This is a genomic window from Flavobacterium sp. KACC 22758, assembly GCF_028736135.1.
Classification (GTDB): domain Bacteria; phylum Bacteroidota; class Bacteroidia; order Flavobacteriales; family Flavobacteriaceae; genus Flavobacterium; species Flavobacterium johnsoniae.
Window position 1 is genome coordinate 1 of sequence record NZ_CP117878.1, and the last position, 25,285, is coordinate 25,285.

25 protein-coding genes are annotated in these 25,285 nt (G+C 31.0%); 19 read left to right on the forward strand and 6 right to left on the reverse strand.

Translation table 11 applies throughout. From position 1 onward, the window contains the following. Window positions 1–787: 787 nt before the first annotated feature. Window positions 788–1,219, forward strand: a complete 432-nt coding sequence (gene rpiB / locus PQ462_RS00005; RefSeq protein ID WP_274251896.1) for a ribose 5-phosphate isomerase B — start codon at window positions 788–790, stop codon at window positions 1,217–1,219. Window positions 1,220–1,373: 154 nt separating this feature from the next. Here rpiB and PQ462_RS00010 read toward each other — a convergent pair whose 3' ends face one another. Further along, window positions 1,374–1,643: a DUF1294 domain-containing protein gene (locus PQ462_RS00010; protein WP_274251897.1), complete on the reverse strand. Its 270-nt coding sequence runs from the start codon at window positions 1,641–1,643 to the stop codon at window positions 1,374–1,376. A 116-nt stretch (window positions 1,644–1,759) separates the two neighbouring features. On the opposite strand from PQ462_RS00010, the gene PQ462_RS00015 reads away from it, so the two are divergent. Further along, window positions 1,760–3,883: a Tex family protein gene (locus PQ462_RS00015; protein ID WP_274251898.1), complete on the forward strand. Its 2,124-nt coding sequence runs from the start codon at window positions 1,760–1,762 to the stop codon at window positions 3,881–3,883. A 71-nt stretch (window positions 3,884–3,954) separates the two neighbouring features. Here PQ462_RS00015 and PQ462_RS00020 read toward each other — a convergent pair whose 3' ends face one another. Further along, the gene (locus tag PQ462_RS00020; RefSeq protein WP_274251899.1) at window positions 3,955–5,352 is read right to left on the reverse strand and encodes a glycosyl hydrolase family 8; all 1,398 of its coding nucleotides are present in this window, start codon (window positions 5,350–5,352) and stop codon (window positions 3,955–3,957) included. Between the two features lie 116 nt (window positions 5,353–5,468). After that, complete coding sequence (locus tag PQ462_RS00025; RefSeq protein ID WP_274251900.1) at window positions 5,469–5,648, reverse strand: Sec-independent protein translocase subunit TatA/TatB; 180 nt, start codon at window positions 5,646–5,648, stop codon at window positions 5,469–5,471. A gap of 211 nt (window positions 5,649–5,859) precedes the next feature. Here PQ462_RS00025 and PQ462_RS00030 point away from each other — a divergent pair, with 211 nt between their 5' ends. The 14 genes from PQ462_RS00030 to PQ462_RS00095 all read left to right on the forward strand — a co-directional run bounded on the left by PQ462_RS00030 (window position 5,860) and on the right by PQ462_RS00095 (window position 19,822). After that, window positions 5,860–6,363: a peptidase gene (locus tag PQ462_RS00030; protein ID WP_274251901.1), complete on the forward strand. Its 504-nt coding sequence runs from the start codon at window positions 5,860–5,862 to the stop codon at window positions 6,361–6,363. Between the two features lie 11 nt (window positions 6,364–6,374). Further along, entirely contained in the window at window positions 6,375–7,871 is a 1,497-nt protein-coding gene (locus PQ462_RS00035) for a GH3 auxin-responsive promoter family protein (RefSeq protein ID WP_274251902.1), read from the forward strand. A 63-nt stretch (window positions 7,872–7,934) separates the two neighbouring features. After that, window positions 7,935–8,228, forward strand: a complete 294-nt coding sequence (locus PQ462_RS00040) for a hypothetical protein (RefSeq protein WP_274251903.1) — start codon at window positions 7,935–7,937, stop codon at window positions 8,226–8,228. Next, complete coding sequence (locus tag PQ462_RS00045) at window positions 8,228–8,611, forward strand: hypothetical protein (protein WP_274251904.1); 384 nt, start codon at window positions 8,228–8,230, stop codon at window positions 8,609–8,611. Before PQ462_RS00040 ends, PQ462_RS00045 begins: the two co-directional genes overlap by 1 nt. A 124-nt stretch (window positions 8,612–8,735) precedes the next feature. Then, window positions 8,736–10,415, forward strand: coding sequence for a DUF6909 family protein (locus PQ462_RS00050; RefSeq protein ID WP_274251905.1), 1,680 nt, complete (start codon window positions 8,736–8,738; stop codon window positions 10,413–10,415). Window positions 10,416–10,424: 9 nt separating this feature from the next. Next, entirely contained in the window at window positions 10,425–11,420 is a 996-nt protein-coding gene (locus PQ462_RS00055) for a hypothetical protein (RefSeq protein WP_274251906.1), read from the forward strand. After that, window positions 11,413–12,705 carry an oligosaccharide flippase family protein gene (locus tag PQ462_RS00060; protein ID WP_274251907.1) on the forward strand — a complete coding sequence of 431 codons (1,293 nt, stop codon included), beginning with the start codon at window positions 11,413–11,415 and terminating at the stop codon, window positions 12,703–12,705. The genes PQ462_RS00055 and PQ462_RS00060 overlap by 8 nt, the downstream gene beginning before the upstream one ends. Further along, window positions 12,689–13,222, forward strand: a complete 534-nt coding sequence (locus PQ462_RS00065; RefSeq protein WP_274251908.1) for a class I SAM-dependent methyltransferase — start codon at window positions 12,689–12,691, stop codon at window positions 13,220–13,222. The genes PQ462_RS00060 and PQ462_RS00065 overlap by 17 nt, the downstream gene beginning before the upstream one ends. A 561-nt stretch (window positions 13,223–13,783) precedes the next feature. Next, window positions 13,784–14,497, forward strand: coding sequence for an O-antigen ligase family protein (locus PQ462_RS00070; protein ID WP_274253739.1), 714 nt, complete (start codon window positions 13,784–13,786; stop codon window positions 14,495–14,497). Then, window positions 14,481–15,557 (forward strand): glycosyltransferase family 4 protein, encoded by a 1,077-nt coding sequence (locus PQ462_RS00075; protein ID WP_274251910.1) that lies wholly within the window; start codon window positions 14,481–14,483, stop codon window positions 15,555–15,557. The genes PQ462_RS00070 and PQ462_RS00075 overlap by 17 nt, the downstream gene beginning before the upstream one ends. Window positions 15,558–15,559: 2 nt before the next feature. Then, entirely contained in the window at window positions 15,560–16,831 is a 1,272-nt protein-coding gene (locus tag PQ462_RS00080; RefSeq protein ID WP_274251911.1) for an O-antigen ligase family protein, read from the forward strand. Further along, window positions 16,812–17,948, forward strand: coding sequence for a glycosyltransferase (locus tag PQ462_RS00085; RefSeq protein ID WP_274251912.1), 1,137 nt, complete (start codon window positions 16,812–16,814; stop codon window positions 17,946–17,948). The genes PQ462_RS00080 and PQ462_RS00085 overlap by 20 nt, the downstream gene beginning before the upstream one ends. A 51-nt stretch (window positions 17,949–17,999) precedes the next feature. Beyond that, entirely contained in the window at window positions 18,000–18,983 is a 984-nt protein-coding gene (locus PQ462_RS00090; RefSeq protein WP_012023123.1) for a UDP-glucuronic acid decarboxylase family protein, read from the forward strand. A gap of 71 nt (window positions 18,984–19,054) precedes the next feature. After that, window positions 19,055–19,822 (forward strand): glycosyltransferase family 2 protein, encoded by a 768-nt coding sequence (locus tag PQ462_RS00095; RefSeq protein ID WP_274251913.1) that lies wholly within the window; start codon window positions 19,055–19,057, stop codon window positions 19,820–19,822. A gap of 18 nt (window positions 19,823–19,840) precedes the next feature. Here the strand turns inward: PQ462_RS00095 and PQ462_RS00100 are convergent, their stop codons facing one another. Further along, on the reverse strand, window positions 19,841–21,151 hold the full coding sequence (locus PQ462_RS00100; RefSeq protein WP_274251914.1) for a phenylacetate--CoA ligase family protein: 1,311 nt from the start codon (window positions 21,149–21,151) through the stop codon (window positions 19,841–19,843). Between the two features lie 134 nt (window positions 21,152–21,285). On the opposite strand from PQ462_RS00100, the gene purD reads away from it, so the two are divergent. Next, a complete protein-coding gene (gene purD / locus PQ462_RS00105; protein ID WP_274251915.1) occupies window positions 21,286–22,560 on the forward strand; it encodes a phosphoribosylamine--glycine ligase in 1,275 nt (424 codons plus the stop codon). 39 nt (window positions 22,561–22,599) lie between these two features. Here purD and PQ462_RS00110 read toward each other — a convergent pair whose 3' ends face one another. Then, window positions 22,600–22,830 carry a DUF6341 family protein gene (locus tag PQ462_RS00110; protein WP_012023128.1) on the reverse strand — a complete coding sequence of 77 codons (231 nt, stop codon included), beginning with the start codon at window positions 22,828–22,830 and terminating at the stop codon, window positions 22,600–22,602. A 136-nt stretch (window positions 22,831–22,966) separates the two neighbouring features. Here PQ462_RS00110 and PQ462_RS00115 point away from each other — a divergent pair, with 136 nt between their 5' ends. Further along, window positions 22,967–23,896: a DUF6427 family protein gene (locus PQ462_RS00115; protein WP_274251916.1), complete on the forward strand. Its 930-nt coding sequence runs from the start codon at window positions 22,967–22,969 to the stop codon at window positions 23,894–23,896. Here the strand turns inward: PQ462_RS00115 and upp are convergent. Then, window positions 23,891–24,544, reverse strand: coding sequence for a uracil phosphoribosyltransferase (gene upp, locus PQ462_RS00120; RefSeq protein WP_274251917.1), 654 nt, complete (start codon window positions 24,542–24,544; stop codon window positions 23,891–23,893). The two genes, PQ462_RS00115 and upp, sit on opposite strands and share 6 nt — an antisense overlap. A gap of 111 nt (window positions 24,545–24,655) precedes the next feature. On the opposite strand from upp, the gene PQ462_RS00125 reads away from it, so the two are divergent. After that, on the forward strand, window positions 24,656–25,261 hold the full coding sequence (locus PQ462_RS00125; RefSeq protein ID WP_274251918.1) for a DUF4254 domain-containing protein: 606 nt from the start codon (window positions 24,656–24,658) through the stop codon (window positions 25,259–25,261). Window positions 25,262–25,285 lie beyond the last annotated feature (24 nt).

Below are 25,285 nucleotides of genomic sequence, written 5' to 3' on the forward strand. Positions count from 1 at the left end.
GAAGTAAAATTCAAACTCAAAAAAATTTTTTTCCTTTTTAACTTTTTTAGTTTTCAACATATATTAAATACAACAAAAAAGATTTTTAAAAATTTTAAAAAAATTTATGGTTATTATAGCTTGTTAATATGTCGAATAATTTTTTTTTTGAAGTCATTGAAATCTCGTTTTACTTATTTATTCTGAGTTATCAACATAGTTATTTTTAGTTAAATTACTTATTTAGAAGACTTTTTGTATTTTAATTAACAACGGTTGACAACCAAAATTGAATTCATTTTGTAGATAAGTTGATATGTTGATTTCTGTTGAAAATGGTATTTTTGATATTGATAACTTTTCCAAAAATTCACGAAACTTTTCTTGCATATTTAATTCCAGTTTTGGATTAGGTATTTTTTTGAAACAACCAAAAAAAACTTCTAATTTTCTTTTCGAACTTATTAACATTTTCTGTTAACTTAAAGTTAATTGAATATCAAGCAATTACAAACTCCTATTAACACCTCAAAATTTTAACAAATTTCATGCTTATTATTTATTGATTATGAGATACTTATGAAGTTATTAAAATTGTTGATAACTGATAAGGTTTTGACAGTAAGATAGTTGTAAAATAAAGTGTTTTGCTATTCCAGATAAGTATCTGGATCACGAATGTAAACGAATTTATAATGTGTGTTTATATCCTATTTAAAAGAAAATAATTTGTGAAAATTGGTGCAATTCGTAGCAACCATTTATTAATTAAGTAAATTTGCATAACACAACTTAATAGTATAGAAAAATGAAAATTTCGATAGGAAACGACCACGCAGGACCAGAATATAAAAAAGCAATTGTAGCTATGCTTGAAGCAAGAGGATATGAAGTGACTAATTATGGAACAGATACAGATGCTTCTGTTGATTATCCTGATTTTGGACATCCGGTTGCAAATGATGTATCTGAAGGAAAAGCTGATTTTGGAATCGTAATCTGCGGAAGCGGAAACGGTATTGCCATGACGGTTAATAAACACCCAAAAGTTAGAGCTGGTTTATGCTGGACTAAAGAAATTGCTTATTTAACACGTTTACATAACGATGCTAATATTGTGAGTATTCCAGCGAGATTTACATCAATTCATCAGGCTGTTGAAATCGTTGAAACTTTCCTTGATACGACTTTTGAAGGCGGAAGACATCAAAACCGAGTTAATAAGATTGCTTGTTCGTAAAAAGTCAAAAAAAATCGGTGCTTCGCACCAATATAGATAAAACACACCGGGCGGATTTTTTAAATTCATCCGGTTTTTTATTTAAAATATTTAAAATCAGATAATTAATTTGTTTTAAAATGACACTTTTTGAGGTTATTAACAATGTTAATATCTATATTCTGCCCGTTAGTTTTAAATAAACAAATGCAGCCTGGACCAAGAGAATTAATATGAATTTGACAATAAATGAAGTTTTCCTCGTTTTATGTCTAAACAAAAACATAGCTGTTAATAAACCAGGTGTTCCGCCAATTAGTTGTAGAAAGAACAGCGTATTTTCGGGAATTCTTCGTTTATTTTTCCGAGCCAGATTTTTATCATAACCGGCAAGAATAAAAACGAGTATGTTAACAACTAAAAAATAAAGTAAAAAAATTTTCATTGGCGTAAAATTAAAAACAAAGATATTATTTTAGCCAAATGTTTGATTAATTTACCAATTCATTTTAACAAGTAAATTATATCAACTTATAATTAAGAATTTATTTCATTAAAAGTATGACTAATATTCAATTCATTGCCAAGTCTGTTCAGGCACCGGCAGTCAGTATTCAAAACACAGTAAAATTACTAGAGGAAGATTGTACGATTCCGTTTATTTCCCGATACCGAAAAGACGCTACCGGAAATCTTGATGAAACTGTAATTGAGCAGATTGCGAAACTTCAAAAAGATTATGATACCCTTATAAAACGTAAAGAAGCCGTTTTAAAATCAATTGAAGAGCAAAAAGCACTTACTCCAGAATTGAAGAAAAAAATTGAAGAAAGTTTTGATTTACAAGAAATCGAAGATTTTTACCTTCCTTACAAAAAGAAGAAAAAAACAAAAGCCGATGTTGCCCGCGAATTTGGTTTAGAACCTTTGGCAAAATTGATTATATCTGAAAGTGATGCTGATATTGACTTTATTTCAACACAGTACATTAATGAAAATGTTATTAACGAAGAGGCAGCTATTCAGGGTGCAAGAGATATTGTAGCCGAATGGATCAATGAGAATATCTATGTTCGTAAACAGCTTCGTAGATTATTTCAACGAAAAGCTACGATTACTACAAAAGTTGTTAAAAAGAAAGCGGAAGAAGAAGGAGCACAGAAATTCAACCAATATTTTGATTGGGAAGAACCTTTAACAAAAGCGCCGGCACACCGTTTATTAGCAATGTTACGCGCAGAAAATGAAGGTTTTATTAAAATGAAAATCGATGTTGATATTGACGATGCCTACGATGTTATTGACGAAATCATCATTAAAAAACAAAATAATTCAACAGCTCATTTGCAATTAGCAATTGAAGATAGTTATAAACGTTTATTGAATCCGGCAATTGGAAACGAAACGCTGCAGGAAGCAAAAGCAAAAGCTGATGCGAACTCAATTCAGGTTTTTGCTAACAATTTAGGACAGTTATTATTGGCGCCGCCTTTGGGAGAAAAACGTATTTTGGCAATCGATCCAGGATTTAGAAGCGGTTGTAAAGTGGTTTGTCTGGATGAAAAAGGTGATTTGTTATACAACGAAACGATTTATCCGCACGCGCCTCAAAACGAGGAATCAATGGCGATCAAGAAAATCCGTTCGATGGTAAATGCGTATCAAATCGATGCCATTTCTATCGGGAACGGAACGGCTTCGAGAGAAACTGAATTTTTTATTAAAAAAATCGCGTTTGATAAACCAGTTCAGGTATTTATAGTTTCTGAGGCTGGAGCTTCAGTATATTCGGCTTCAAAAATTGCGAGAGAAGAATTTCCAAATTACGATGTAACGGTGCGTGGATCGGTTTCTATTGGACGACGACTTTCAGATCCGTTGGCCGAATTGGTAAAAATCGACCCGAAAGCAATTGGAGTAGGACAGTATCAGCACGATGTTGACCAGACAAAACTAAAAGAAGAATTAGACAGTACGGTAATTCGCTGCGTAAACTCGGTTGGAATTAACATTAACACAGCAAGTAAACATTTGTTGAGTTATGTGAGCGGAATAGGTGAGAAGCTGGCAGAAAACATTGTACAATACCGTTCTGAAAACGGACCTTTTGAAGACAGAAAGCAACTGAAAAAAGTACCTCGTTTAGGAGATAAAGCTTATCAGCAGGGAGCAGCGTTTATTAGAATTACAAATGCTAAAAATCCGCTGGATAATTCGGCGGTGCACCCAGAAGCATATCCGGTTGTTGAAAAGATGGCAAAGGATTTGAATATTTCTTTAAACGACTTAATTGCTAATAAAGAAAAAACAGCGCTTATTAAGCCCGAAAAGTATGTAACACCTGAAATTGGTTTACTTACGCTGAAAGATATCATAAAAGAGCTTGAAAAGCCCGGATTAGACCCAAGAAAGTCTGCTAAGGTTTTTGAATTTGATGCAAACGTAAAATCGATTAAAGATGTAAAAACAGGAATGATTCTTCCGGGAATTGTTAATAACATAACCAACTTCGGCTGTTTTGTTGACATCGGAATCAAAGAAAGCGGATTAGTGCATATTTCGCAGTTAAAAGCCGGCTTTGTAAGCGACGTAAACGAAGTGGTTAAATTACATCAGCATGTTGATGTTAAGGTTACTGAAGTTGATGAAGATAGAAAGAGAATTCAATTGACAATGATTTTATAAAAATTCCAAAACTGGAACAATAAAAAAACTCCCAAATTATGAATGTAATTTGGGAGTTTCTATTTTTAGGATTATTTCAAAATCACTTTTTTGGTTATGCTTTTAAAATCATCATTGGATATTTTTACAAAATAAATTCCAGACGATTGAGAACCCAGGTTTATTTCGGTATTTTCAGATGTTGTTTTCTTTTGATAAATCACACTGCCTGAAGGCGAAATTACTGAAATAGTTGATTGCTGAGGTGCGTTAACTGTGATTCGATCAGGACTCGGATTTGGGTAAAGCGTAACTGTAGATTTTTCAATATCAAAAGTATCATTAGACAAATTGGCGTTTAGCGGTAAATAAAAATTACCTGTTAGTAAAAAGGAGTATAGTGTTTTTAGTGTATGATTAAAATAGCTGTTAGGCTCGTTAAGGTTTTTTAAATCGGTATAAGAAGCATCTAAATGGTTTTGATTTTCACCCGCCATCGCTGCACAGGCAAATGCCCCTACAAAAGTAGCATTGTGCCATTGTCCGCTTACGCTTCCGTTTTGATTGTAACCGTCTTTAATGTTAGAAGATCCGCCAAGATTGACACGAACAAAATCTGATGATTTTTTTGCATAAGCTTTCGCATCAGCATTTCCGTGCCATAAATAATCGACAGCGATTCTCCAGGGAGTTCTTGCCGCATCATAAGTATACATTTTACCGCCATTAGCATAACCTCCGGCTTGAGAAGAATAAGCGCCGGAAGCTTCGCACCAGTCAGAAACCAAACCGCCTACAGCATTATTTTGCGTTAAATTATTGTTGATAATAGTATACGATTTCGCAGCAACCTGATTCCAGAAAGCGGTATCATTTGTAAAAGTTCCAAAAACTCTATAATAGGCAGGCGAGAAGTAAGACGGATTTGTAATCTGGCTTCCGCCGAATTGATCTCCGGGTTTTAAAACATAAGTATTTGCTTCAACTTCATGATTTTTTATGGCAGAAATTAGAGCTGTGGCGTCATTTTTATAATTAATAGTTCCGGCACTTGCCCATTGATAATCGGCAACGATAAGAGCAAAAGCAGCATCAAGTTCAGCATCAGTTGCTCCGTTTTGACCAATAGTTCCAGAACAGCCGTTAATTTTCCAATTCATTACTTTGTTACTGTTTACATTGTCTTTGTAATAAAGCCAAAGCCCATCAAAAAGAGTTTTATCGGCCATGTAAACGCTAAGCAGCATTCCATATCCAATTCCCTCAGAAACGGTTTCCCAGGAAGAATCAAATTTTACCCGATAGCGTCCATTAGAACAGCCTTCTACAAAATTCTTTTTCCAGGTATCATAATTGTTTTGAGCATCCTGACTGTTTTTGGCAGAAGGCATTAGGCCATTGTTAAAAACAACATTGGCCGGAAACGGCTGCTTTTGTGCATTACTTTCGAGAAACAAAAAAGCAACAGTAATCAGAAGTAGGTTTTTCATAATTATTGTTTAATTAAGTTTGGGACTCTAAAAGTAAGATTTTTTAGATATAAAAAAAATCCCAGACTACAATTCTATAAATTGCAGTCTGGGACTTAATAATAAGTTGAAGGTTACTATTTTTGTTCTTCCTCTTGTTTTTTAGAAGGAGCAGGTTGATCGTCTTTAGCAGCGTTTTTAAATTCCTTAATTCCACTTCCTAAACCTTTCATTAATTCTGGAATTTTTTTACCTCCAAAAAGTAATATCACAATACCTACGATAACAAGGATTTCTGTAAGACCTAATCTTCCCATGACTATTATATTTAATGCCGAAGCAAATTGATTTAAAATTTCACCGCAAAGGTATATAGAATATACGAACCATAAGTGTTTTTGGATTAAAATATTTGTTTTTTACTGCGTTAAATATTTTATAAAATCATTAAATTAATAATTTTAGACCTTTTTTTCAGTTATTAGCAAGACTATTAATTGCTATATTTGCTCGTATAAACTACCATAAATGGCTAAGAAAAAGAAAAGAAACCTTAGAAAGAAATTATTCATCAAAAACCGACTGGTAATTTTGAATGAAGATACTTTTGAAGAGATTTTTTCATTCAGACTTACTTTAATGAACGTGTTTGTAACGTTTACTTTAGGCGGTATATTTTTAATTTTAGTTACTACTTTTATTATTGCATTTACACCGCTCCGAGAATTTATTCCGGGTTACTCTTCTTCTGAATTGAAAAAAAATGCAACTAAGCTGGCGATAAAATCAGACTCACTAGAAACAGCGCTCAAAAAAAACGAAGCCTATATAAAAGGAGTTCAAAAAGTTTTGAAAGGGGAACTAGAATATGCAAAATTCAATAAAGATTCTATTTTGGCTGAGGCCGATGTACCAACAGACCTTAATATGAAAGCCTCTGAAGAAGAAATAAAATTGAGAGAAGATGTTGCCAAAACAGAGAAGGAGTCGGGTGAAAGTAAGACAAAGAAAAACAAGGGTGACAAAAAATAATACCACAAAAAATGTCAATTAAATCGATAGCAGCAAAGATATTTGCCCGCAAAATATACAATCAAACTCAAGCCTGGTCTGCTAAACCGGTAGAAACACAATTTGAAGTTTTTAAAAGTTTGATTCAAAATGCCAAAGAAACCCAATTTGGAAAAGACCATCATTTTGAAACTATAAAGACATTTGAAGATTTTCAGAAAAACGTTCCTGTTAGAGATTACGAAGACTTAAAAGATTATATCGAAAAAGTAAAACTTGGCGAAGAAAATATTCTATGGAAAGGAAAACCGCTTTATTTTGCTAAAACATCGGGAACAACTTCGGGAGCTAAGTATATTCCGCTTACCAAAGAATCAATGCCTACCCACGTAAATGCTGCACGAAACGCAATTCTTCATTATATAAACGAAACTGGAAATGCTGATTTTGTTGATGGAAAAATGATTTTTTTGCAGGGAAGTCCAATTTTGACTGAAAAACACGGAATTAAATTTGGAAGACTTTCGGGTATTGTAGCACATTTTGTTCCGAAATATTTACAAAAAAACCGAATGCCTTCATGGGAAACCAATTGTATTGAAGACTGGGATACAAAAGTAAATGCGATTGTTGGCGAAACAATAAAAGAAAACATGTCTGTTATTTCTGGAATACCGTCTTGGGTACAAATGTATTTTGAGCGTTTACAGGAAAAAAGCGGCGGAAAAAAGATAGGAGAGATTTTTAAAAATTTCAATTTGTTTATTTACGGTGGTGTTAATTACGAACCCTACCGCGCTAAGTTTGAACAAATGATTGGTAAAAAAGTTGACAGCATTGAGTTGTTTCCTGCTTCTGAAGGTTTCTTTGCCTATCAGGATTCACAAAAAGAAAAAGGAATGCTGCTGCTTTTAAATTCGGGGATTTTCTATGAATTTATTAAAGCCGATGAGTTTTTTACCGATCCCGATGGTTCGGGACCAAAACGATACACGATTGGCGAAGTTGAGATTGGCGTAAATTATGCATTAATTGTTTCTACAAATGCAGGACTTTGGGGATATAATATTGGAGATACAATTCAGTTTACTTCTTTAAAACCATATCGCGTCATAGTTTCAGGACGTATAAAACATTATATTTCGGCTTTTGGTGAACACGTTATCGCTAACGAAGTCGAAAATGCAATGAAAGAAGCAACAGGGGGTACCAACATTGTAATAAATGAATTTACTGTTGCTCCGCAAATTACACCGACAAATGGACTGCCATACCACGAATGGTTTATTGAGTTTGAAAAAGAGCCCGACAATATACAGGCTTTCGCCGAAGCTATAGACGATTCGATGCGAAAACAAAACATTTATTACGACGATTTAATTACCGGAAATGTGCTGCAAAAAGTTGTAATAACCAAAGTTTCAAAAAACGGATTTCAGGAATATATGAAATCGCAGGGAAAATTAGGCGGACAGAACAAAATTCCGAGATTGTCGAATGACAGAAAGATTGCTGATAATTTGAAGTAGAAATGATGCTTTTTGCTCATGAAATATAAATATCATTTAAGGCCCGGATATAAATCTCAGAATTTGTTAATTGAAATATTTAGTGGAGCAGAAGACGAATATTTTCTAACGGATTTATTAGGTGCAATGGCATCAATAAACCCAAAAATTGATGAAATTAATGATCTTTGGATGAACGATGAAATTTTAATGGAAGTCAGTTCAGACATTGGTTTATTTTCCATTTCAAAAGACATTTGGGATTTTGCTTTTATAATGGCAGATAATAATCAGGAATGTATCATTAAAATAGATTTACTTTTAGATACAAATGAACACTTTCAAAAAGTTGAGGTTGATTTTGAAAAATATAAATAATGGATGTTCATATACCTTACGAACAAATTAAAAATCGAGAATGTGATTTTATAGTTACCTATAGATTTTTTACACCAGATGAAGGAGGTCGAAAAACAGGAAATCCAATACAAGGATATCGTTCTGATTTTATGTATTCTGAAGATGAAGAAGCAAAAAAAATATGGATGATCTGGCCTGAATTTTTAGATAATGACGATAATATTATTTTAGATAAATCATTACGAGTTTCGACTTCTGGAAAAGCGAAAATGTGGATTATAAACGAAGCAAATCAAGTTTTTCATAAAGAACGAATTAAAATTGGTTTAAAAGGGTTTTTTATGGAAGGACCTCACAAGTCAGCAGAATGTGAAGTTATTGAAGTTGTAAATCCTAATTAAAATAAATGTTATAATTAAAACACATTTCTAGTTTTCAACAAAAATAATATTAATATTTCCTACTTTCGTTTATCGAAAAGATAGAATGGTCTTCACTATTATGAAGATTTTAAATACATATAGAATGAAAGAAACTAAACATATATCAAGATCAAGAGCTCAGGAATCATCTGCAGCGATTGAAAAAATGTACATTACAATGCGCCATTTATTCAACCGTGGTTTTTATAAACCAATGGGAGTGTCTGGCGACAGCTTACGCGAATCATTATTAGCATTACGTCCTGAAATTTACGGAAATATTGCCGAAGAAAAAGTAGAACTAAACGGGCTTTTATACGTTATAGAGCGTCTTCCAATAGGAATTGAACAATGCCGATTTATCAATTTAACTTCTGATGAAGGATATTCTAAATCACATTTTCAGCCAATTGTTCCTCCAAAAAGAAGAAGAAACTGTTACAGAATCGACGAAGAACAAATGAATGTCGAAATCACGCGCGGACGTTCAGATATTTATGATATCCTAACGCATTTGACTTTTATTTTCATCGAATCACACAAAATAAAAAACAGAGTTTTAATTGACGATGGTGGAGAAGTTTCGCGTGATTGGTTAAAATTAGAACAAGCTGTAACGCAAACCAAAAAGCTGACACAGATTGAAAAAGAAAAAGCAATTTCGCACGCAGCAAATATTTTAGCCAGAACTTTTGAAGAGGTTTTGGATATCTACGATGCTTTTGGTTCAGAAAGTGCACCAGATCGTTTTCTGCATGTAATTTATTGGTTAGGAAAATTAGCGATCGAAGAAATTGTTGAAAACAACAAACGTACAATCACTTTTAGTCCCGTTCTACGTGAACGTTTAGGACACCATATCCACGGAGAAATCTGGGCTACTAACATCAAGGAAGTTTTAAAGGCAAACAGCCTTTTAAAACGTCCAATTCATGTAATAAGTGCAAACATGCACAGTGTAATGAACTCAATTTTTGCGACACCTTTATTAACATCAAAATTTAAAGGTAAAACAGATTTCTTTATTTATGAGGAATTGAGCAATTCAGGTTCCAAAGAAATAAGATCTCAGGTCGAAGAACTAGCCTTGAAAAACGGAATGATTTCTCTTCCTGACACATCAGGAACTAATATCGATGTTCAGATTTTTGATACAGCCAAAATTGACTGGGCAAAAACAGCATTTTCTCATGCCAATGTAGGCGAAGAAAAACCGGTTATTATTGTAATGGATTATGCTTTTGGTGAGCAGGCTTATGAAACCATAGATGAGCTTTTAAAACCTTATAAAAAAGAAACCTTACTAAATGTAAAATCGGTTTCTATAATGGGTAAAGCCGGAATTCTGGAAGGCGGAAAAGGAGATATCATGATTCCATCGGCACATATAAACGAAGGAACTGCAGATAATTATTTCTTTGAAAACGAACTTACAGGCGCTATGTTCGAAGGAAATGATATTGACATTTATGAAGGTGCAATGGTAACGGTTTTAGGAACATCATTACAAAACAGAGATTTGTTGAAATTTTTCCACGAGTCAACTTGGGGTGTAATTGGTCTTGAAATGGAAGGATCTTATTACCAAAAAGCAATTCAATCAGCATCAAAAATTAGAAAAAGCGTACCGCACGATATTAAAGTTCGTTATGCTTATTATGCTTCAGATAATCCATTAGAAACCGGAAGTACATTGGCTTCAGGCGGATTAGGAACAACTGGTGTAAAACCAACGTATTTAATTACGATTAAGATTTTAGAACAGATTTTCAACATCAAATAAAAATTGTAAATGAGTACAAAAGTACCGCAGGATAATTCAAATGATGAAATTAATGTTTTTGATATTTCTAAAAGTATCAATACATTTTTTGATAAAATGAATATTTATATTTTTCGTTTTATTCATTTTTTTGTTCGAAACTGGATTTTGGTTTTAGTTTTAATTGCAGTTGGTTTTAGTTTTGGATGGTATTTAGATACCAGCAAAAAATCATATAATAATGAAATTATAGTAACTCCAAATTTTGGAAGTGTAGATTATTTATACTCGAAAATTGATCTGATTGAATCTAAAATTATTTCGGGAGATACTGTATTTTTGAAAGAAACCGTTGGGATTTCGAAACCCAAAATATTAAAGAAAATAGAGATTAAGCCTATTTCTGACGCTTTTAAATTTGTTGAAGATAAAGAGCAGAATTTTGAACTTATAAAATTAATGGCCGAAGACGGAGATATTAACAAAGTTCTTGTCGATAATGTAACGAGTAAAAACTATACTTTTCATACTATAACTTTAGTATCAAAAGAATTAGTTGATGAGAAAAAGTTTGTTGAACCGCTGTTAAAATATCTGAATGATTCTAAATATTACAATTCAGTACAAAAAGTAGGATTTCAAAATCTTGAACAACAAATCAGGCAAAATGACAGCATAATTGCTCAGATTAATAATGTAGTGAATCATTTTTCAAACAAATCAAAGTCTTCTAACAATGATAAACTGGTGTATTACAATGAAAACACCCAGTTAAATGAGATGATTAAAACAAAGCAGTACTTAGTTAACGAACAAGGTAAAAATAGATTAAAGATGCTAAGTTTTGATCAGACAATTAAAGAGGTTAGTTCTACATTAAATATTAAGAATACACAGTCTTTAAATGGCAAATTGAAATATATCTTACCAATCTTATTTATTTTTGGATTTGCTTTCATTTATCTTTTTAAAGGATTTTATAGAAAACAACTTCAAAAAAATTTAATTATCAAAAAAAATGTTTAAAAACAATTTGATTAAAATTGTTACAGCAAATAAAAGGCATATCAATTCTTCCTTTTTTTTGTTTTGCATTAATTTTATCAATTTTGTCTATCCGCTTTTAATTTCACCTTTTATTATAAAGAAATGTGGTTTAGAAGGTTTTGGCTTAGTTATTTTGTTTCAATCAATTTCTATTTTTATTGCTTCGATAACAGATTATGGATTTAATATTAATGGAACCCGTGAAATTACTTTTAATCAAGACAATAATACATTTGTAAACCGTCATTTTTTTGTTGTAAGTTATACCAAATGTATTTTACTGATTGGAGCGATTTTACTTTCATTGCTTATTTATATTTTTTTTTCTAAAGCAAGCGAATACTCTTTTTTATATTTTTCATCATTATTAATTTTAATTGGAAGAGCATTCAATCCTTTATGGATTTTGAGATCATTACATAAAATAAAATACTTTTTTTACTTTTTTATTCTATTTAAAGTTATTGCTTTTGTAACTATTTATATTTTTTTAAAAGATCAGAGTAGTTTGTTTTTAGTGAATATGACAATTGGATTATCAGATTTTTTAACCTGTTTATTTTCAATTATTGTATTGTTTTTTAGTTTAAAATGGGAATTTTTTAGACCAGATTTTGTTGCCGTAAAAAATGAAATACTAACAGGGTTTAGCATTTTTATTCAGGTCGTGTCAATTAATGCAAATGCTTATTTGAATCCTATGATTTTAGGTTTTTTTGTAAACGAATATTCATTAGGAATCTATTGTGTAGTAGAAAAGATTATTTTGATGGTTAAGTTTTGCGGTTCTTTTATTATCCAAAGTATTTTTCCAAAAGCATGTGAACTTGCCGCGAAAAACCTTTCCAGTTATAAAATATTTGCTAGAAATCTATTTTTATTTTTAGTTTTTTCAATGCTTGCTGCTGGTTTTGTTTTAACTGGTTTTTCAGATTTAATAGTTTCATTTTTTTTAAAAAACAATCGATCAGCCTGTCAGGAATTATTAATCTACAGTGCTTGGATTCCACTAGTGGTAGGATTAAATATGGTTCCTTACATGACATTTATGGTTTTTAATAAGCAGAATAAAACAACATCAGTTTTAATTATATCAGTTTTACTGAATATTATTATTGCCGGAATACTTTCAAAAAACTTTGGTATTTACGGCATGACAGCAGGAATTTACAGTATAGAATTATTTATTTCAATATCTTTATGGGCAATTTTAACCGTTAAATTCCCATTTCTCAATTTTATAAACAATGATAAAAAAGCTTAATATAGGTTGTGGAAATGATATTAAGGCAGGATTTATAAATTTAGACATTATTCAGCTGCCTGGAGTAGATGTTGTTTGTGACATTGATAATGAAGCGCTGCCGTTTGAAGATAATTTCTTTGAATACATTTTATGCTGTGATGTTTTAGAACATGTTGAATATATCAAAGTATTAAAGGAAATTCACCGAATTTTAAAGCCGGGAGGAGTTGTAGAAATTAGAGTTCCTCATTTTACATCCAGCAATAATTTTATAGATCCAACTCACAAAAAGATGTTCTCATTTAGAACTTTTAGTTTTTTTGCTGATAATACTAAATACAACCGTAATTATTATTTTGATTTTCAGTTTAGTAACGTTCTATACTCTAAAATTACCTTTATAAGCAAAAACCCAATAAACTGGCCTTTTATGATATGGGTAAATATAAATGATACCACTCGGAAAATTTACGAAGAAACATTCTTTAGAAATTTTGCACCAGCACATAATGTTGAGGTGCAGCTTAAAAAATAATTAAGCCATTTTACAATCGATTTTTAACTACTAGTGAAGATAAAAACAAATAATCTTAGATTGATATTTACAGTTTGTCTGATTACATTTTGTATTCAAACACCTGATGTTAAACTGGGTTTTGTAAAAATTTCGGAACTTATATTATTACTTATTACACCATTTCTGCTAAAAAAATCAGTCAATAAGTTTATATTTTATTTTTTCGTTTTTTTTTCAATTGAAGCTGTTTTAGGGCTTATTATTACTTCTACACACCATTTTCAAATACTTGGGCCTTCAAAATTTAAAGCGCCATATATTATAACCATTGCACGATATTTTGAACTAATTACGTGTATTAGTTTGTGTATCATTACCTTTCGATTGTTTGAAAAACATAAAGATCAATCAAAAAAAATAATAAATTATCTAGTCAATTGGAATATAGCTATTACAGTTTTTTTCTTTGTAATTTTTCTAATTGTAAAAACAGGTTTATTATCTGTGCAGCAGAGTATTGTTGTATATGATTTTAATAGATTAAGAGGTTTATACAATGAAGGCGGCCCATTTGGTCTTATGCTTTCTTTTATTTTTATACTCACTTTTTTTCAGGAAAATAATAGATTTACATTTTTAAAAAGACTGTTTTTATTTATCATAATCGCTTTTTTTGCAAGATCTAAAGCGGGAATATTATTTACAGTTGTTTGGACAGGATTATACAATTTCGAAATTTTAAAAAATAAGCTTAGAGCATTTATCTTTCCATTGATATTGCTTTTTGCGGCTGGGTTTTATTTTTTATTTGTAAATGTAAGCAGTATGTACATTACAGAATTAAATAGAGTAAAACTATCCGTTAAGCAGCGTCCAGAAGATATTAATTTAATTTTAGGAAGAGTATCCGGGATTTATATTGTACCCAATATGATAAAAGAAAATCCTGTTTTAGGAATTGGTCTTGGAAATTATCCCCTATTGCGTAATAATGCAGAGTATAGATCTTTTTTCCCTAAACCACCAAAAGAATCAATAGATTTAGATGCTCACGGTTTTGGAGGAATTGTTGATATTTTAGTAGAAATGGGAATTGCTGGTCTATTCTTTTTTATGTTCATTTTATCAGGAATAAACAAAGAAATAAAAAGACTTAACAAAGGAACTGTTTTAACCTTGAGTTTTTTATTAATTTACTGTTTTGGCGTACAGATTTACTTTTTATATCCTTGGGTATTATTAGCAGTTATTCTAGCCTATAAAAACAATTATATAAATGAAATTAGTAATTGATGCTAGATTGATAAATGCTTCTGGAGTTGGAACTTATCTTAAAAATATAATTCCAGGAATTATACATGCTTTTGATGAGGTTTTGCTGCTTGGAAACAATAAGGAATTGAAACTATTTGATTGGGCTGAAAACATAAAAATAATAGAATTTAACGCCAAAATTTATTCACTAGAGGAGCAAATAAAATATCCATTTATAATACCGTCTTGTGATGTTTTATGGTGTCCGTTTTTTAATACTCCCATTTTTCCAGTAAAGGCAGGAAAAATTATTACAACAATACACGATGTATATCATTTAACAGAAATTGCTTCTTTGTCTTTTGCAAAGAAAAAAGCAGCCAAATTGCTTTTTACAAATGCTGTTCGTAAATCTAATTTAGTTCTTACCGTTTCAGAATTTTCAAAATCTGAAATTTTAAAATATTTAAAAACAGATTCTCAAAAAATTGAAGTTGTGTATTGCGGTGTAGACAGAACGTTATTTTTAAGTCCAAAAAAAGGAAATATTGAACTTCCAGAGAATTATATTTTATATGTTGGAAACATAAAACCGCATAAAAATCTAATTACTTTATTAAAAGCTTTTAATACTTTTTCTAATGAATTTAAGTCAAAATATCCTTTGGTTCTTACCGGAAAAAAAGAGGGATTTATTACAAAAGATAATGAAATTGATATCTTTATAAAAAGCAATGATTTAGAAAAGTACATTACATTTACTGGATATGTAAGCGATTCTGAGATCCCGAATATTTATCTGGGAGCAAATTTGTTTGTTTTTCCGTCATTATATGAAGGTTTTGGATTACCAGTTTTAGAGGCGCTTGCAGCAAGTACAAAAGTTATTTCTTCAAATGCAGCCAGTTTGTGTGAAGTAGGAGGAAATGCTGTTATTTATTTTGATCCAAAGAAATATGAAGAACTTGCCGAATTAATTAAAAAGCATATTGAAAAAAATCAAGATGACAGCCACTTAATTATTGAAAGAGAAAAACAATTAGAAAAATTTACCTGGCAGAAAGTAATAGAAAAACACTTAGAAGCATTCAAAAAATAATAATGAAACAAATTATACTGAAATACAATACACAGTTTTTTTTCTTTTTTCTGATTGGTATTTCTTTTTTACCAGTTTTGCCAACAGGTGTTGAAAGTACTTTGATGTTTTCAGGATTACTGCTCTCTTTCTTTTATTTTATTTTCGAGGGAAAGAAATTTTGGAATAGGAAGAAAACAATTCAAATGGTATTTTTTTCATCTCTTTTTTTAATATTTTCATTTTCATTACTTTATACTCAAGATTTTAAAAACGGAATAAAATTTATAATTCGGCTTTTGCCAACCTTATTATTTCCTTTGATCTTTCTATTTAATAAAGAAGATACCATTACAAAAGATCATTCTAGAAAAATAATAAATGCATTTTGTTTTGCAGTATTGCTTGCATTAGTATATCTGAATATCGTTTTATGGAATAAATTATATAAATCTGAAACAAGTTTTTGGGAATTCAGACAATTGATTGAAAGCAGAATAAAAGTTCACGGTACGTATCTTACCATGTGGGTAGGTTTGGCTGTAATTATTTTAATTTATAAAATCAAGAATGAAATTGTTGTTTACAAAAATTATAAAAAAGCTTTCTTAATCTCTCTTGTTGTTTTTTATTTCTTTTATTGGCAGTTTATTATTGGAGCACGAATGCCTTTTTTTTCAACCATAATTGTTTGTTTATTTATCTTGTTTAATACAGTAAATAAAACAAAAACTGCAATTTTTAGTTTTTTAATCATAGCAATAAGTGTGTTTTTAGTTTTAAAAAATGACCGAATTGGTGAGAGATTTAAAAATTTAAAAAATTACAATTTTTCATTTCCAGAAGGTAAATATGAAGATAATTATCCTAATATAAGTAATGAACAAATACGAAATGGGATTTATTTCTGCAGTTTTGAAAACATAAAACTAGAACCATTTTTTGGTTATGGTGCAGGAGATGTCGATGCAAAATTACAGTCATGTTATGATGAGACTTTTACCAATACAGATACCTATAAAGTAATTCACTATAATTCGCATAATGAGTATTTAAATATACTTTTGTCTTCTGGAATTATTGGCTTGGTTTTGTTTCTATTTTCTAAGATTTATTTCTTGAGAAAAGCAGCTGCTCAAAAAAACTACGTGTATATTTCATTTATATGCTATATTTTTCTGAATTTTTGTTTTGAAAATATTTTGAGCAGACACGATGGAGTCATTTTTTATAGCTTTTTTAATTCATTATTTTTTTTCCAATACAATAATTTAAATGAGAAAAGCACTAATTAGCGATTGGTATTATGTGAATGGAGGTGCTGAAAAAGTAATCCATTCTATAAACTCAATCTGGGATGATTTTGACCATTTTGCATTAATCGACTTTTTGAATGATGAAGACCGAAAGTTTATTTTAAATGGAAAAAAAGCAAAAACTAGTTTCATCCAGAAATTACCAACAGTAAAAAAAAATCACCGTAAATTTTTACAATTATTTCCAATTGCTATAGAACAATTTGATTTAAGAGATTATGACTTAATAATTAGTTCTTCTTCAGCTGTAGCAAAAGGAATTAAGACAAACAAAAATCAATTACATATTTGTTATTGTCATTCTCCAATGCGTTACGCCTGGGATTTAAGAGAACAATATTTAAAAGATGCGGGATTAAACAAAGGTTTAAAAGGGTTATATGCAAAATCAGTATTAGATAAAATCCAGAAATGGGATCTTTCAAACTCAGATAATGTTGATTTTTTTATTGCTAATTCAAAGCATATTGCGGAGCGAATTAAAAAGATTTATAATAGAGAATCCACCGTAATTTATCCACCAGTTGATGTTGATTTTTTTAGTTTAGAAGAAATAAAAGAAGACTATTATTTTACAGCTTCACGACTTGTTCAGTACAAAAAAACACAATTGATAATAGAAGCGTTTAATCAATTTCCACATTTAAAATTGATTGTTGCAGGTGATGGACCAGAATTAGAAAAACTTCAAAAAACAGCCAAAAACAACATAGAGTTTGTGGGTTATATTGAAAATAAAAAGCTTAGAAGCTTAATGCAGAAAGCAAAAGCATTTGTTTTTGCTGCTGAGGAAGATTTTGGAATTATTCCTGTTGAAGCACAAGCATGCGGAACGCCCGTTATTGCTTTAGCAAAAGGAGGAACACTTGAAACAGTTATAGAAAACAAAACCGGAATTTTCTTTGTAGAGCAATCTGCAGAAAAAATTAAACAAGCAGTGCTTAATTTTGAAACAAAAAACTTCGACCCTCAAATTATACGCGAACATGCAGTTACATTTTCAAAACAACGGTTTGAAAAAGAGATAAAAGAATTTATTGAAACAAAATATAAAGAACATCAACAATTGTTGAATAAAGATAATTTGAAATTATAACCGAAAAATAATTTTCAAATCAGTTACATTTGCGATGTATAAACAATTATCATGAAAAGAATACTTATTACTGGAGCTGCAGGATTTTTAGGATCGCATTTATGTGACAGATTTATCAAAGAAGGATATTTTGTTATCGGGATGGATAATCTGATTACAGGTGACCTTAAAAATATTGAGCACTTATTCAAATTAGAAAATTTTGAATTTTATCATCATGATATTACTAAGTTTGTTCACATTCCTGGTGATCTTGATTATATATTACATTTTGCTTCACCGGCAAGTCCTATTGATTATTTAAAAATCCCAATTCAGACGCTTAAGGTTGGATCTCTGGGAACACATAATTTATTGGGATTGGCAAGGGTAAAAAAAGCAAGAATCTTGATTGCTTCAACTTCAGAAGTTTATGGAGATCCATTAGTGCATCCACAAACAGAAGAATATTATGGAAACGTAAATACAATTGGCCCTCGTGGAGTTTATGACGAAGCAAAACGTTTTCAGGAATCAATAACAATGGCGTACCATACTTTTCATGGAGTAGAGACCAGAATCGTACGTATTTTTAATACTTACGGCCCAAGAATGCGATTAAACGACGGACGTGTAATTCCAGCTTTTATTGGACAGGCTTTACGAGGTGAAGATTTAACGATTTTTGGCGACGGAATGCAAACACGTTCTTTCTGCTATGTAGACGATCAGGTTGAAGGTATTTACAGATTACTGCATTCAGATTATGTTTATCCAGTAAACATTGGAAATCCGGACGAAATCACAATCAAAGATTTTGCAGAAGAAATTATTAAATTGACCGGAACAAATCAAAAGGTAGTATATCATCCGCTGCCAATAAACGATCCATTACAGCGTCAGCCAGATACCACAAAAGCAAAAGAACTATTAGGCTGGGAAGCAAAAGTAAGCCGTGCTGAAGGAATGAAAATTACGTATGAGTATTTTAAATCACTTTCTCCGGAAGAACTGGCAAAAGAAGAACATAAAGATTTTTCGAGTTATATAAAATAGTAAACTCACACAGCCAGAATTTGTTTAAAAATTCTGGCTGTTGTTGAAATCCCAAATACACCCGATTTAAAATGAATGATTTAGTATCAATTTTAACACCAACTTATAATACTGAAAAGTTCATTAGAGAGACAATAGAATCAGTTAAAAATCAAACCTATCAAAATTGGGAAATGATTTTAGTTGATGATGGTTCTAAAGATAAAACCGCTTTTGTCATCGAAGAATTTTCAAAAAATGATGCTAGAATAAAACTCTTCAAATTACCTGAGAATCGAGGAAATGGTTTTGCTAGAAACGCTGCTCTGGAAAGAGCCAAGGGAAAATATATTGCTTATTTAGATGCTGATGATTTATGGTTTCCTGAGAAATTAGAAAAACAAATTCAGTTTTTAAAAACAAACAATTTACACTTTACATTTAGCTTTTACGATTCTATAGATGATGAAGGAAATGATTTAAACAGAAAAGTTGAATCGCCCAATCCGCTTACTTATAAACAATTGTTTTATTGTAATTACGTGGGGAATTTAACGGCTATTTACGATGCAGATTATTTTGGGAAAATTATTATGGAAACTTCGCAAAAAAGACAAGATTGGAGAATTTGGCTTACGATTTTAAAACAAATTAAAACAGCCAGACCAATCCCAGAATCTTTAGCTTTTTACAGAATCAGAAAAGACTCTGTTTCCTCTTCAAAATTTAAATTAATTAAACACAATTTCGGAGTTTACAGAGAATTTCACGGATACAGTTTTTTATTTTCTGTTTTGCTTATGATTCGATTTTTGTATACGCAGTTAATTATAAAACAAAGATATATACAGAGAATTTAAAAACGGGAAGATTTATTTTTACAAATAAGATTTAAACTGTTTTAATTTTCCACGGTTGGTTCTTTCTAAAACCGATTTCTGAGTGAAAGTGAAATTTAAATTAGGTTCCAGATATAAATCAATTGCTTCTTTTATTTTTTCAATCTGCGCCGAAATCAACTCTTTTTCAGCAATATATTCTATTTCAAAAGTATCTAATTTGGTTTGTTTGATGATAAATTCTTTTACATTTCCATCATCTTCAATTATGCTTTTGGTTACATAATAAAAGGTTAGGCCAGGCGATTTTTTACCGCTTGGTAAAATTGCAACATCGTTTGTTCTTCCAATAAGTTTTTTTAGAATTGGTTTTTGCGGAGTGCTTTTTTCGTCGAGAATTCCAATATCGCCAATTTCATATCGAATAAAGGGATTTGCTTTATTAAAAAGAGAAGTAATTACAATTTTTCCTTCCGTACCGTTTGGAACAGGATTATTGTTTTCATCTAAAATTTCAACAAACAAAGTTTCTGCATTTACCTGCCATTCGCCTTGAGGATTTTCAAAAGCAATCAAATCTAGTTCAGATGCGCCGTATTCGCTGATAATTGGAATACCGAATTGTTTTTCCAGCAATTTTTTATCCGTTTCAAAAAGCATTTCCGAAGTAACAAAACAAGCTTTTATGGTTGGGCAAATTTCATTTAAAATAATGTTTTTTTGTTCTAAAAATTTAGCAAACAAAACAATAGAACTGGTATATCCGTTGAGGTAATCGAATTTTTTTGTTTTGAACTTTTGCAGAAATTTCTCCAAAACTTCATTAGATAAATCAAAAACCGGAAAACGATAACGATGCGTTAAGAAATCCTTGAAACGTTCTTTTTGATATCCCATAAAATCCATTGGAATTCCATAAAAACGTGCCTGGTACGAATGATTAAAATCAATTCCAAACCAGCCAAAACGCATAATGTTTGATGCCCAGGTTAAAGCATGCGAATATTTGTCTTTAGCAAAAACAAAAGGAGTTCCGCTTGATCCGGATGTTTTGTTGAGGTAAACATTTTTTTTAGAATAACCTTTTGAAAGTCTTTCTTCCAGTGGTTTTTGTAAATTTTGTTTATTTAAAACAGGAAGATTTTCCCAATTTTGAGCCGTTGCATTTCCTGCTAATCCTTTGTAAAAAGGATTGTTTTTGATATGAAAATCAACAATTTCTGTTTTTTTGCTTTCAAGAAATGAAGCAAATTCTTTTTCAGAAAAACGAACAATTTTATCCAATTCGGTTTTAGCCTTCTTTATAGGAAAACCATTTAATTGAAGAGAAATATCAAAAAGGCGGATCATTTTCAGAAAAATTTTTGTCAAAAATAATGTTTACGAATTACTAACAGTGCAGAACCAACAACTTTTTAAAGATTTAATTATTTTTTACGTACAAAAGCAAGTATTTTTGCACCACAACTAAATACAACAACACCATGACAATTTTACTATTGGGATCAGGCGGAAGAGAGCATGCATTTGCATGGAAAATGACTCAAAGTCCGCTTTGCGAAAAACTTTTTGTAGTACCGGGAAATGCAGGAACTGCTGCAATTGCTGAAAACGTTGCAATATCTCCAACTGATTTTGAAGCAGTAAAAGCATTAGTGCTTAAAGAAAATATAAGTTTAGTAGTCGTAGGCCCAGAAGATCCGTTGGTAAAAGGAGTTTACGATTATTTTAAAAACGACGATAGTTTAAAACATATTCCGGTTATTGGGCCATCAAAACTTGGGGCTCAATTAGAAGGAAGTAAAGAATTTGCAAAAGAATTCTTGATGAAACATAATATTCCAACTGCGGCTTATGACAGTTTTACTGCCGAAACTGTTGAAGAAGGATGCAAATTTCTTGAAACTTTACAGCCTCCTTACGTTTTAAAAGCCGATGGTTTAGCTGCTGGAAAAGGAGTTTTGATTATTCAGGATCTTGAAGAAGCCAAAACAGAATTACGCAACATGCTGGTTCACGCTAAATTTGGAAGAGCGAGTTCAAAAGTAGTTATCGAAGAATTCTTAGATGGAATCGAATTAAGCTGTTTCGTTTTAACAGATGGAAAAAGCTATAAAATTCTTCCAACGGCAAAAGATTATAAAAGAATTGGTGAAGGAGACACAGGTTTAAATACAGGCGGAATGGGAGCAGTTTCTCCAGTTCCTTATGTGGATGCTGTTTTGATGGAAAAAATTGAAACACGTATCGTAAAACCAACAATCGAAGGTTTTCAAAAAGATGGAATCGAATACAAAGGATTTGTATTTATTGGTCTTATCAATGTAAAAGGAGAACCAATCGTTATTGAATACAATGTAAGAATGGGAGATCCTGAAACTGAAGTTGTGGTTCCAAGATTAAAATCTGACTTGGTTGAATTGTTTTTGTCTGTTGCAGATCAAAAATTAGGAGACTTTAATTTAGAAGTTGACCCAAGAAGCGCCACAACTGTAATGGTAGTTTCTGGCGGATATCCTGAAGATTTTGAAAAAGGAAAAGTAATTTCTGGATTAGAAAATATTACAGATTCGATAGTTTTTCACGCAGGAACAAAATTAGATGGCAAAAATGTCGTTACTAATGGAGGACGTGTAATTGCTGTAACCTCTTATGGAGATAATTTCCAGGAGGCCATAAAAAAATCTTACCAAAACATAGATAAACTAAGCTTTGATAAGATGTATTTTAGAAAAGATATCGGCTTCGATTTAATTTAAAAAATATTTGAACCAGCCCTTTTAATTAAGGGTTTGGTTTTATTTTAAAAATGAATGAGCTGTTGTATCTTGGTTTTCTGTTCCGGCATCATCAAAAATGCGTAATTGTTTAATCCAATAAACGATTGCACATGCACAGATGATCATGAAAATCCAGTTAATAGTATTTGCACCAAACCATGTAACTAATTCCAAACGACGTAAAAAGTCAAGCGGAGCAAACAAAATGTTAACGAATAAGTATTGAATTCCTTCAAAAAAAGCTTTCATAATTTTATTAAATTATAGATTATTATTGTTTTAACGCATTGAAGTAAAATTCAAAAAGAAGAATCTTTCTTCAACTTGTTGGTTTCCTTTTTAAACAAGTATTATATTTACAATCACAAAAGTATAAAATATCCTTATGATAACAAGTGTTTTTAAAAAATCTACGCCATTAAATTATTCCTTGGTTGTAATTTTGATACTGGTTTTCTTCTTTATGTTTCAAATTCGAGAAACAACTTGGATAAATTCTTATTTTACGATATTTCAAAAAATAAGTTTATTGTGCTTTATTTTTGCTTCTTTTTTTATGGTAAATTTTATCGTAAAGAAGAATGGGCTTAGTAAAGACAATGGTTACGCAATATTTTTCTATTTATTATTTCTATTATTTTTTCCAACAGTATTTAATAATTCAAATGTAGTTTATGCCAACTTTTTTATTTTACTGGCATTACGAAGATTGATTTCACTGCAGTCTTTAAAAGCATCAAAAGAAAAAATATTTGATGCTTCATTCTGGATTTTTGTAGCTTCTTTATTTCAATTTTGGAGTGTTCTCTTTTTAATACTGGTTTTTATATCCATTATTTTTCACGTTTCAAGAGATTATAGAAACTGGGTTTTGCCATTTATTGCACTTTTGGCGGTATCAATAATCTTTTTCATGATTTCATTAATGTTCAATATCGACGCTGCGAAATTCTTTCAGGAACGTGCAGTAATCGATTTTAGAATAGATTATTTTAAAGATAATTACGAAAACGGAGCACTTTCAATATATGCGGCAGTAGTTGTGTTTTTTGTGTTTTCAATGCTGACTACCTTGTCAAACAGACCGCAAATTGTACATACTTCTTATAAAAAAGTAGTTGCCTGTTTTTTTATTGCTGTTTTTGTTTACATCATTTCGCCAGATAAAAGCAATGACTTATTATTGTTTAGTATTGCACCATTGGCCATGATGGCAGCCAGTCATGTTGAATATATGCAGCAAAAACTCAATAACGAAATTGTATTTTATGTACTGATTTTGTGCAGCTTATTTACTTTTTTCTCGCAGTTATAATTTACTTCCGTAAGCAAGATCGCCGGCATCGCCAAGACCAGGAACAATATAGTTTTTCTCGTTAAGTTTTTCGTCTAAAGATGCCACCCACAAATGACAATTTTCAGGAAGATTTTCCTCAAGATGTGCTATTCCTTCCGGAGCAGCAATAACTACAACAATGTGAAATTCTGCAGGTGCAGCGTTTTCAATTAATTTTTTGTGAACCGCCACTATAGATTGTCCTGTTGCCAGCATTGGATCCAGAAGCAAAACGGTTTTGTTATTTAAATTTGAAATAGCCTGATATTCAACCAAAATTTCGAATTCATCACCACCATTTGGATGATATCTGCAGGCAGAAACAAAACTGTTTTCGGCATGATCGAAATAATTTAAAAATCCGTTATGAAGCGGCAATCCGGCTCTTAAAATTGGGCATAAAACCAAATCAGTATCTATTTCAGTTGTTTTTTTAATGCCAAGCGGCGTTTGAATTTCAACCTCTTTGTAAGGTAAAATTTTGCTTAATTCATAAGCCATAATTTCGCCAATACGCTCAATATTTCTTCTAAAACGCATGCTGTCGTTCTGCACATTTACATTTCTAATTTGTCCCAGAAAATGATTTAGAACACTATTGTTTTCAGATATATAATGAATTTTCATGATGATTTTTTAATTTATTAACGAACTATTGTATGAAAACAAAAAATAATTTCTTTTTTTCGCAGCATAAAAGTATAAAAAGTATCTTTGTATATATAAAAAAATAAAGACATGTTTTCAAAATTAGCATATTCAGTTTTCGAACAAAGCATCAAAGATTATCACCAGTTTGATAATGTTGATCAGCCAATAAACAATCCATATCCAAAAGATAAATTTGAACATTTATTATATCTAAAAAACTGGATTGATACTGTACAATGGCATTTTGAAGATATTATTCGTGATCCGCAGATTGATCCTGTAGCGGCTTTGACTTTAAAAAGAAGAATTGATGCTTCAAATCAGGAGCGTACAGATATGGTTGAATATATCGACAGTTACTTTTTGCAAAAATACAGTAATGTACAAGCAAAAGACGGAGCAAAAATTAACTCTGAAAGTCCTGCCTGGGCATTTGACAGATTATCAATTTTAGCATTGAAAATTTATCACATGAATGAAGAAGCTACTCGTGCAGAAGCAACTCAGGAACACAGAGATAAATGTCAGGAAAAATTAAATGTACTTTTAGAACAAAGAACAGATTTATCTACAGCAATCGAAGAATTATTGACAGATATTGAAAACGGCGATAAATTCATGAAAGTGTACAAACAAATGAAAATGTACAACGACGACGAATTGAACCCGGTTTTATATCAAAATAAAAAATAATTGGCAGACTTGTCGAACAACAAG

Excerpts from the sequence above, each read along its gene's own strand:
- PQ462_RS00080 (WP_274251911.1), top strand. The coding sequence starts at position 15,560 with ATGAAACAAATTATACTGAAATACAATACACAGTTTTTTTTCTTTTTT.
- upp (WP_274251917.1), bottom strand. The coding sequence starts at position 24,544 with ATGAAAATTCATTATATATCTGAAAACAATAGTGTTCTAAATCATTTT.
- PQ462_RS00025 (WP_274251900.1), bottom strand. The coding sequence starts at position 5,648 with ATGGGAAGATTAGGTCTTACAGAAATCCTTGTTATCGTAGGTATTGTG.
- PQ462_RS00055 (WP_274251906.1), top strand. The coding sequence starts at position 10,425 with ATGAGTACAAAAGTACCGCAGGATAATTCAAATGATGAAATTAATGTT.
- PQ462_RS00100 (WP_274251914.1), bottom strand. The coding sequence starts at position 21,151 with ATGATCCGCCTTTTTGATATTTCTCTTCAATTAAATGGTTTTCCTATA.
- PQ462_RS00035 (WP_274251902.1), top strand. The coding sequence starts at position 6,375 with ATGTCAATTAAATCGATAGCAGCAAAGATATTTGCCCGCAAAATATAC.
- purD (WP_274251915.1), top strand. The coding sequence starts at position 21,286 with ATGACAATTTTACTATTGGGATCAGGCGGAAGAGAGCATGCATTTGCA.
- PQ462_RS00070 (WP_274253739.1), top strand. The coding sequence starts at position 13,784 with ATGCTTTCTTTTATTTTTATACTCACTTTTTTTCAGGAAAATAATAGA.
- PQ462_RS00045 (WP_274251904.1), top strand. The coding sequence starts at position 8,228 with ATGGATGTTCATATACCTTACGAACAAATTAAAAATCGAGAATGTGAT.
- PQ462_RS00125 (WP_274251918.1), top strand. The coding sequence starts at position 24,656 with ATGTTTTCAAAATTAGCATATTCAGTTTTCGAACAAAGCATCAAAGAT.
- PQ462_RS00110 (WP_012023128.1), bottom strand. The coding sequence starts at position 22,830 with ATGAAAGCTTTTTTTGAAGGAATTCAATACTTATTCGTTAACATTTTG.
- PQ462_RS00065 (WP_274251908.1), top strand. The coding sequence starts at position 12,689 with ATGATAAAAAAGCTTAATATAGGTTGTGGAAATGATATTAAGGCAGGA.
- PQ462_RS00010 (WP_274251897.1), bottom strand. The coding sequence starts at position 1,643 with ATGAAAATTTTTTTACTTTATTTTTTAGTTGTTAACATACTCGTTTTT.
- PQ462_RS00030 (WP_274251901.1), top strand. The coding sequence starts at position 5,860 with ATGGCTAAGAAAAAGAAAAGAAACCTTAGAAAGAAATTATTCATCAAA.
- PQ462_RS00090 (WP_012023123.1), top strand. The coding sequence starts at position 18,000 with ATGAAAAGAATACTTATTACTGGAGCTGCAGGATTTTTAGGATCGCAT.
- rpiB (WP_274251896.1), top strand. The coding sequence starts at position 788 with ATGAAAATTTCGATAGGAAACGACCACGCAGGACCAGAATATAAAAAA.
- PQ462_RS00060 (WP_274251907.1), top strand. The coding sequence starts at position 11,413 with ATGTTTAAAAACAATTTGATTAAAATTGTTACAGCAAATAAAAGGCAT.
- PQ462_RS00115 (WP_274251916.1), top strand. The coding sequence starts at position 22,967 with ATGATAACAAGTGTTTTTAAAAAATCTACGCCATTAAATTATTCCTTG.
- PQ462_RS00020 (WP_274251899.1), bottom strand. The coding sequence starts at position 5,352 with ATGAAAAACCTACTTCTGATTACTGTTGCTTTTTTGTTTCTCGAAAGT.
- PQ462_RS00050 (WP_274251905.1), top strand. The coding sequence starts at position 8,736 with ATGAAAGAAACTAAACATATATCAAGATCAAGAGCTCAGGAATCATCT.
- PQ462_RS00015 (WP_274251898.1), top strand. The coding sequence starts at position 1,760 with ATGACTAATATTCAATTCATTGCCAAGTCTGTTCAGGCACCGGCAGTC.
- PQ462_RS00085 (WP_274251912.1), top strand. The coding sequence starts at position 16,812 with ATGAGAAAAGCACTAATTAGCGATTGGTATTATGTGAATGGAGGTGCT.
- PQ462_RS00075 (WP_274251910.1), top strand. The coding sequence starts at position 14,481 with ATGAAATTAGTAATTGATGCTAGATTGATAAATGCTTCTGGAGTTGGA.
- PQ462_RS00095 (WP_274251913.1), top strand. The coding sequence starts at position 19,055 with ATGAATGATTTAGTATCAATTTTAACACCAACTTATAATACTGAAAAG.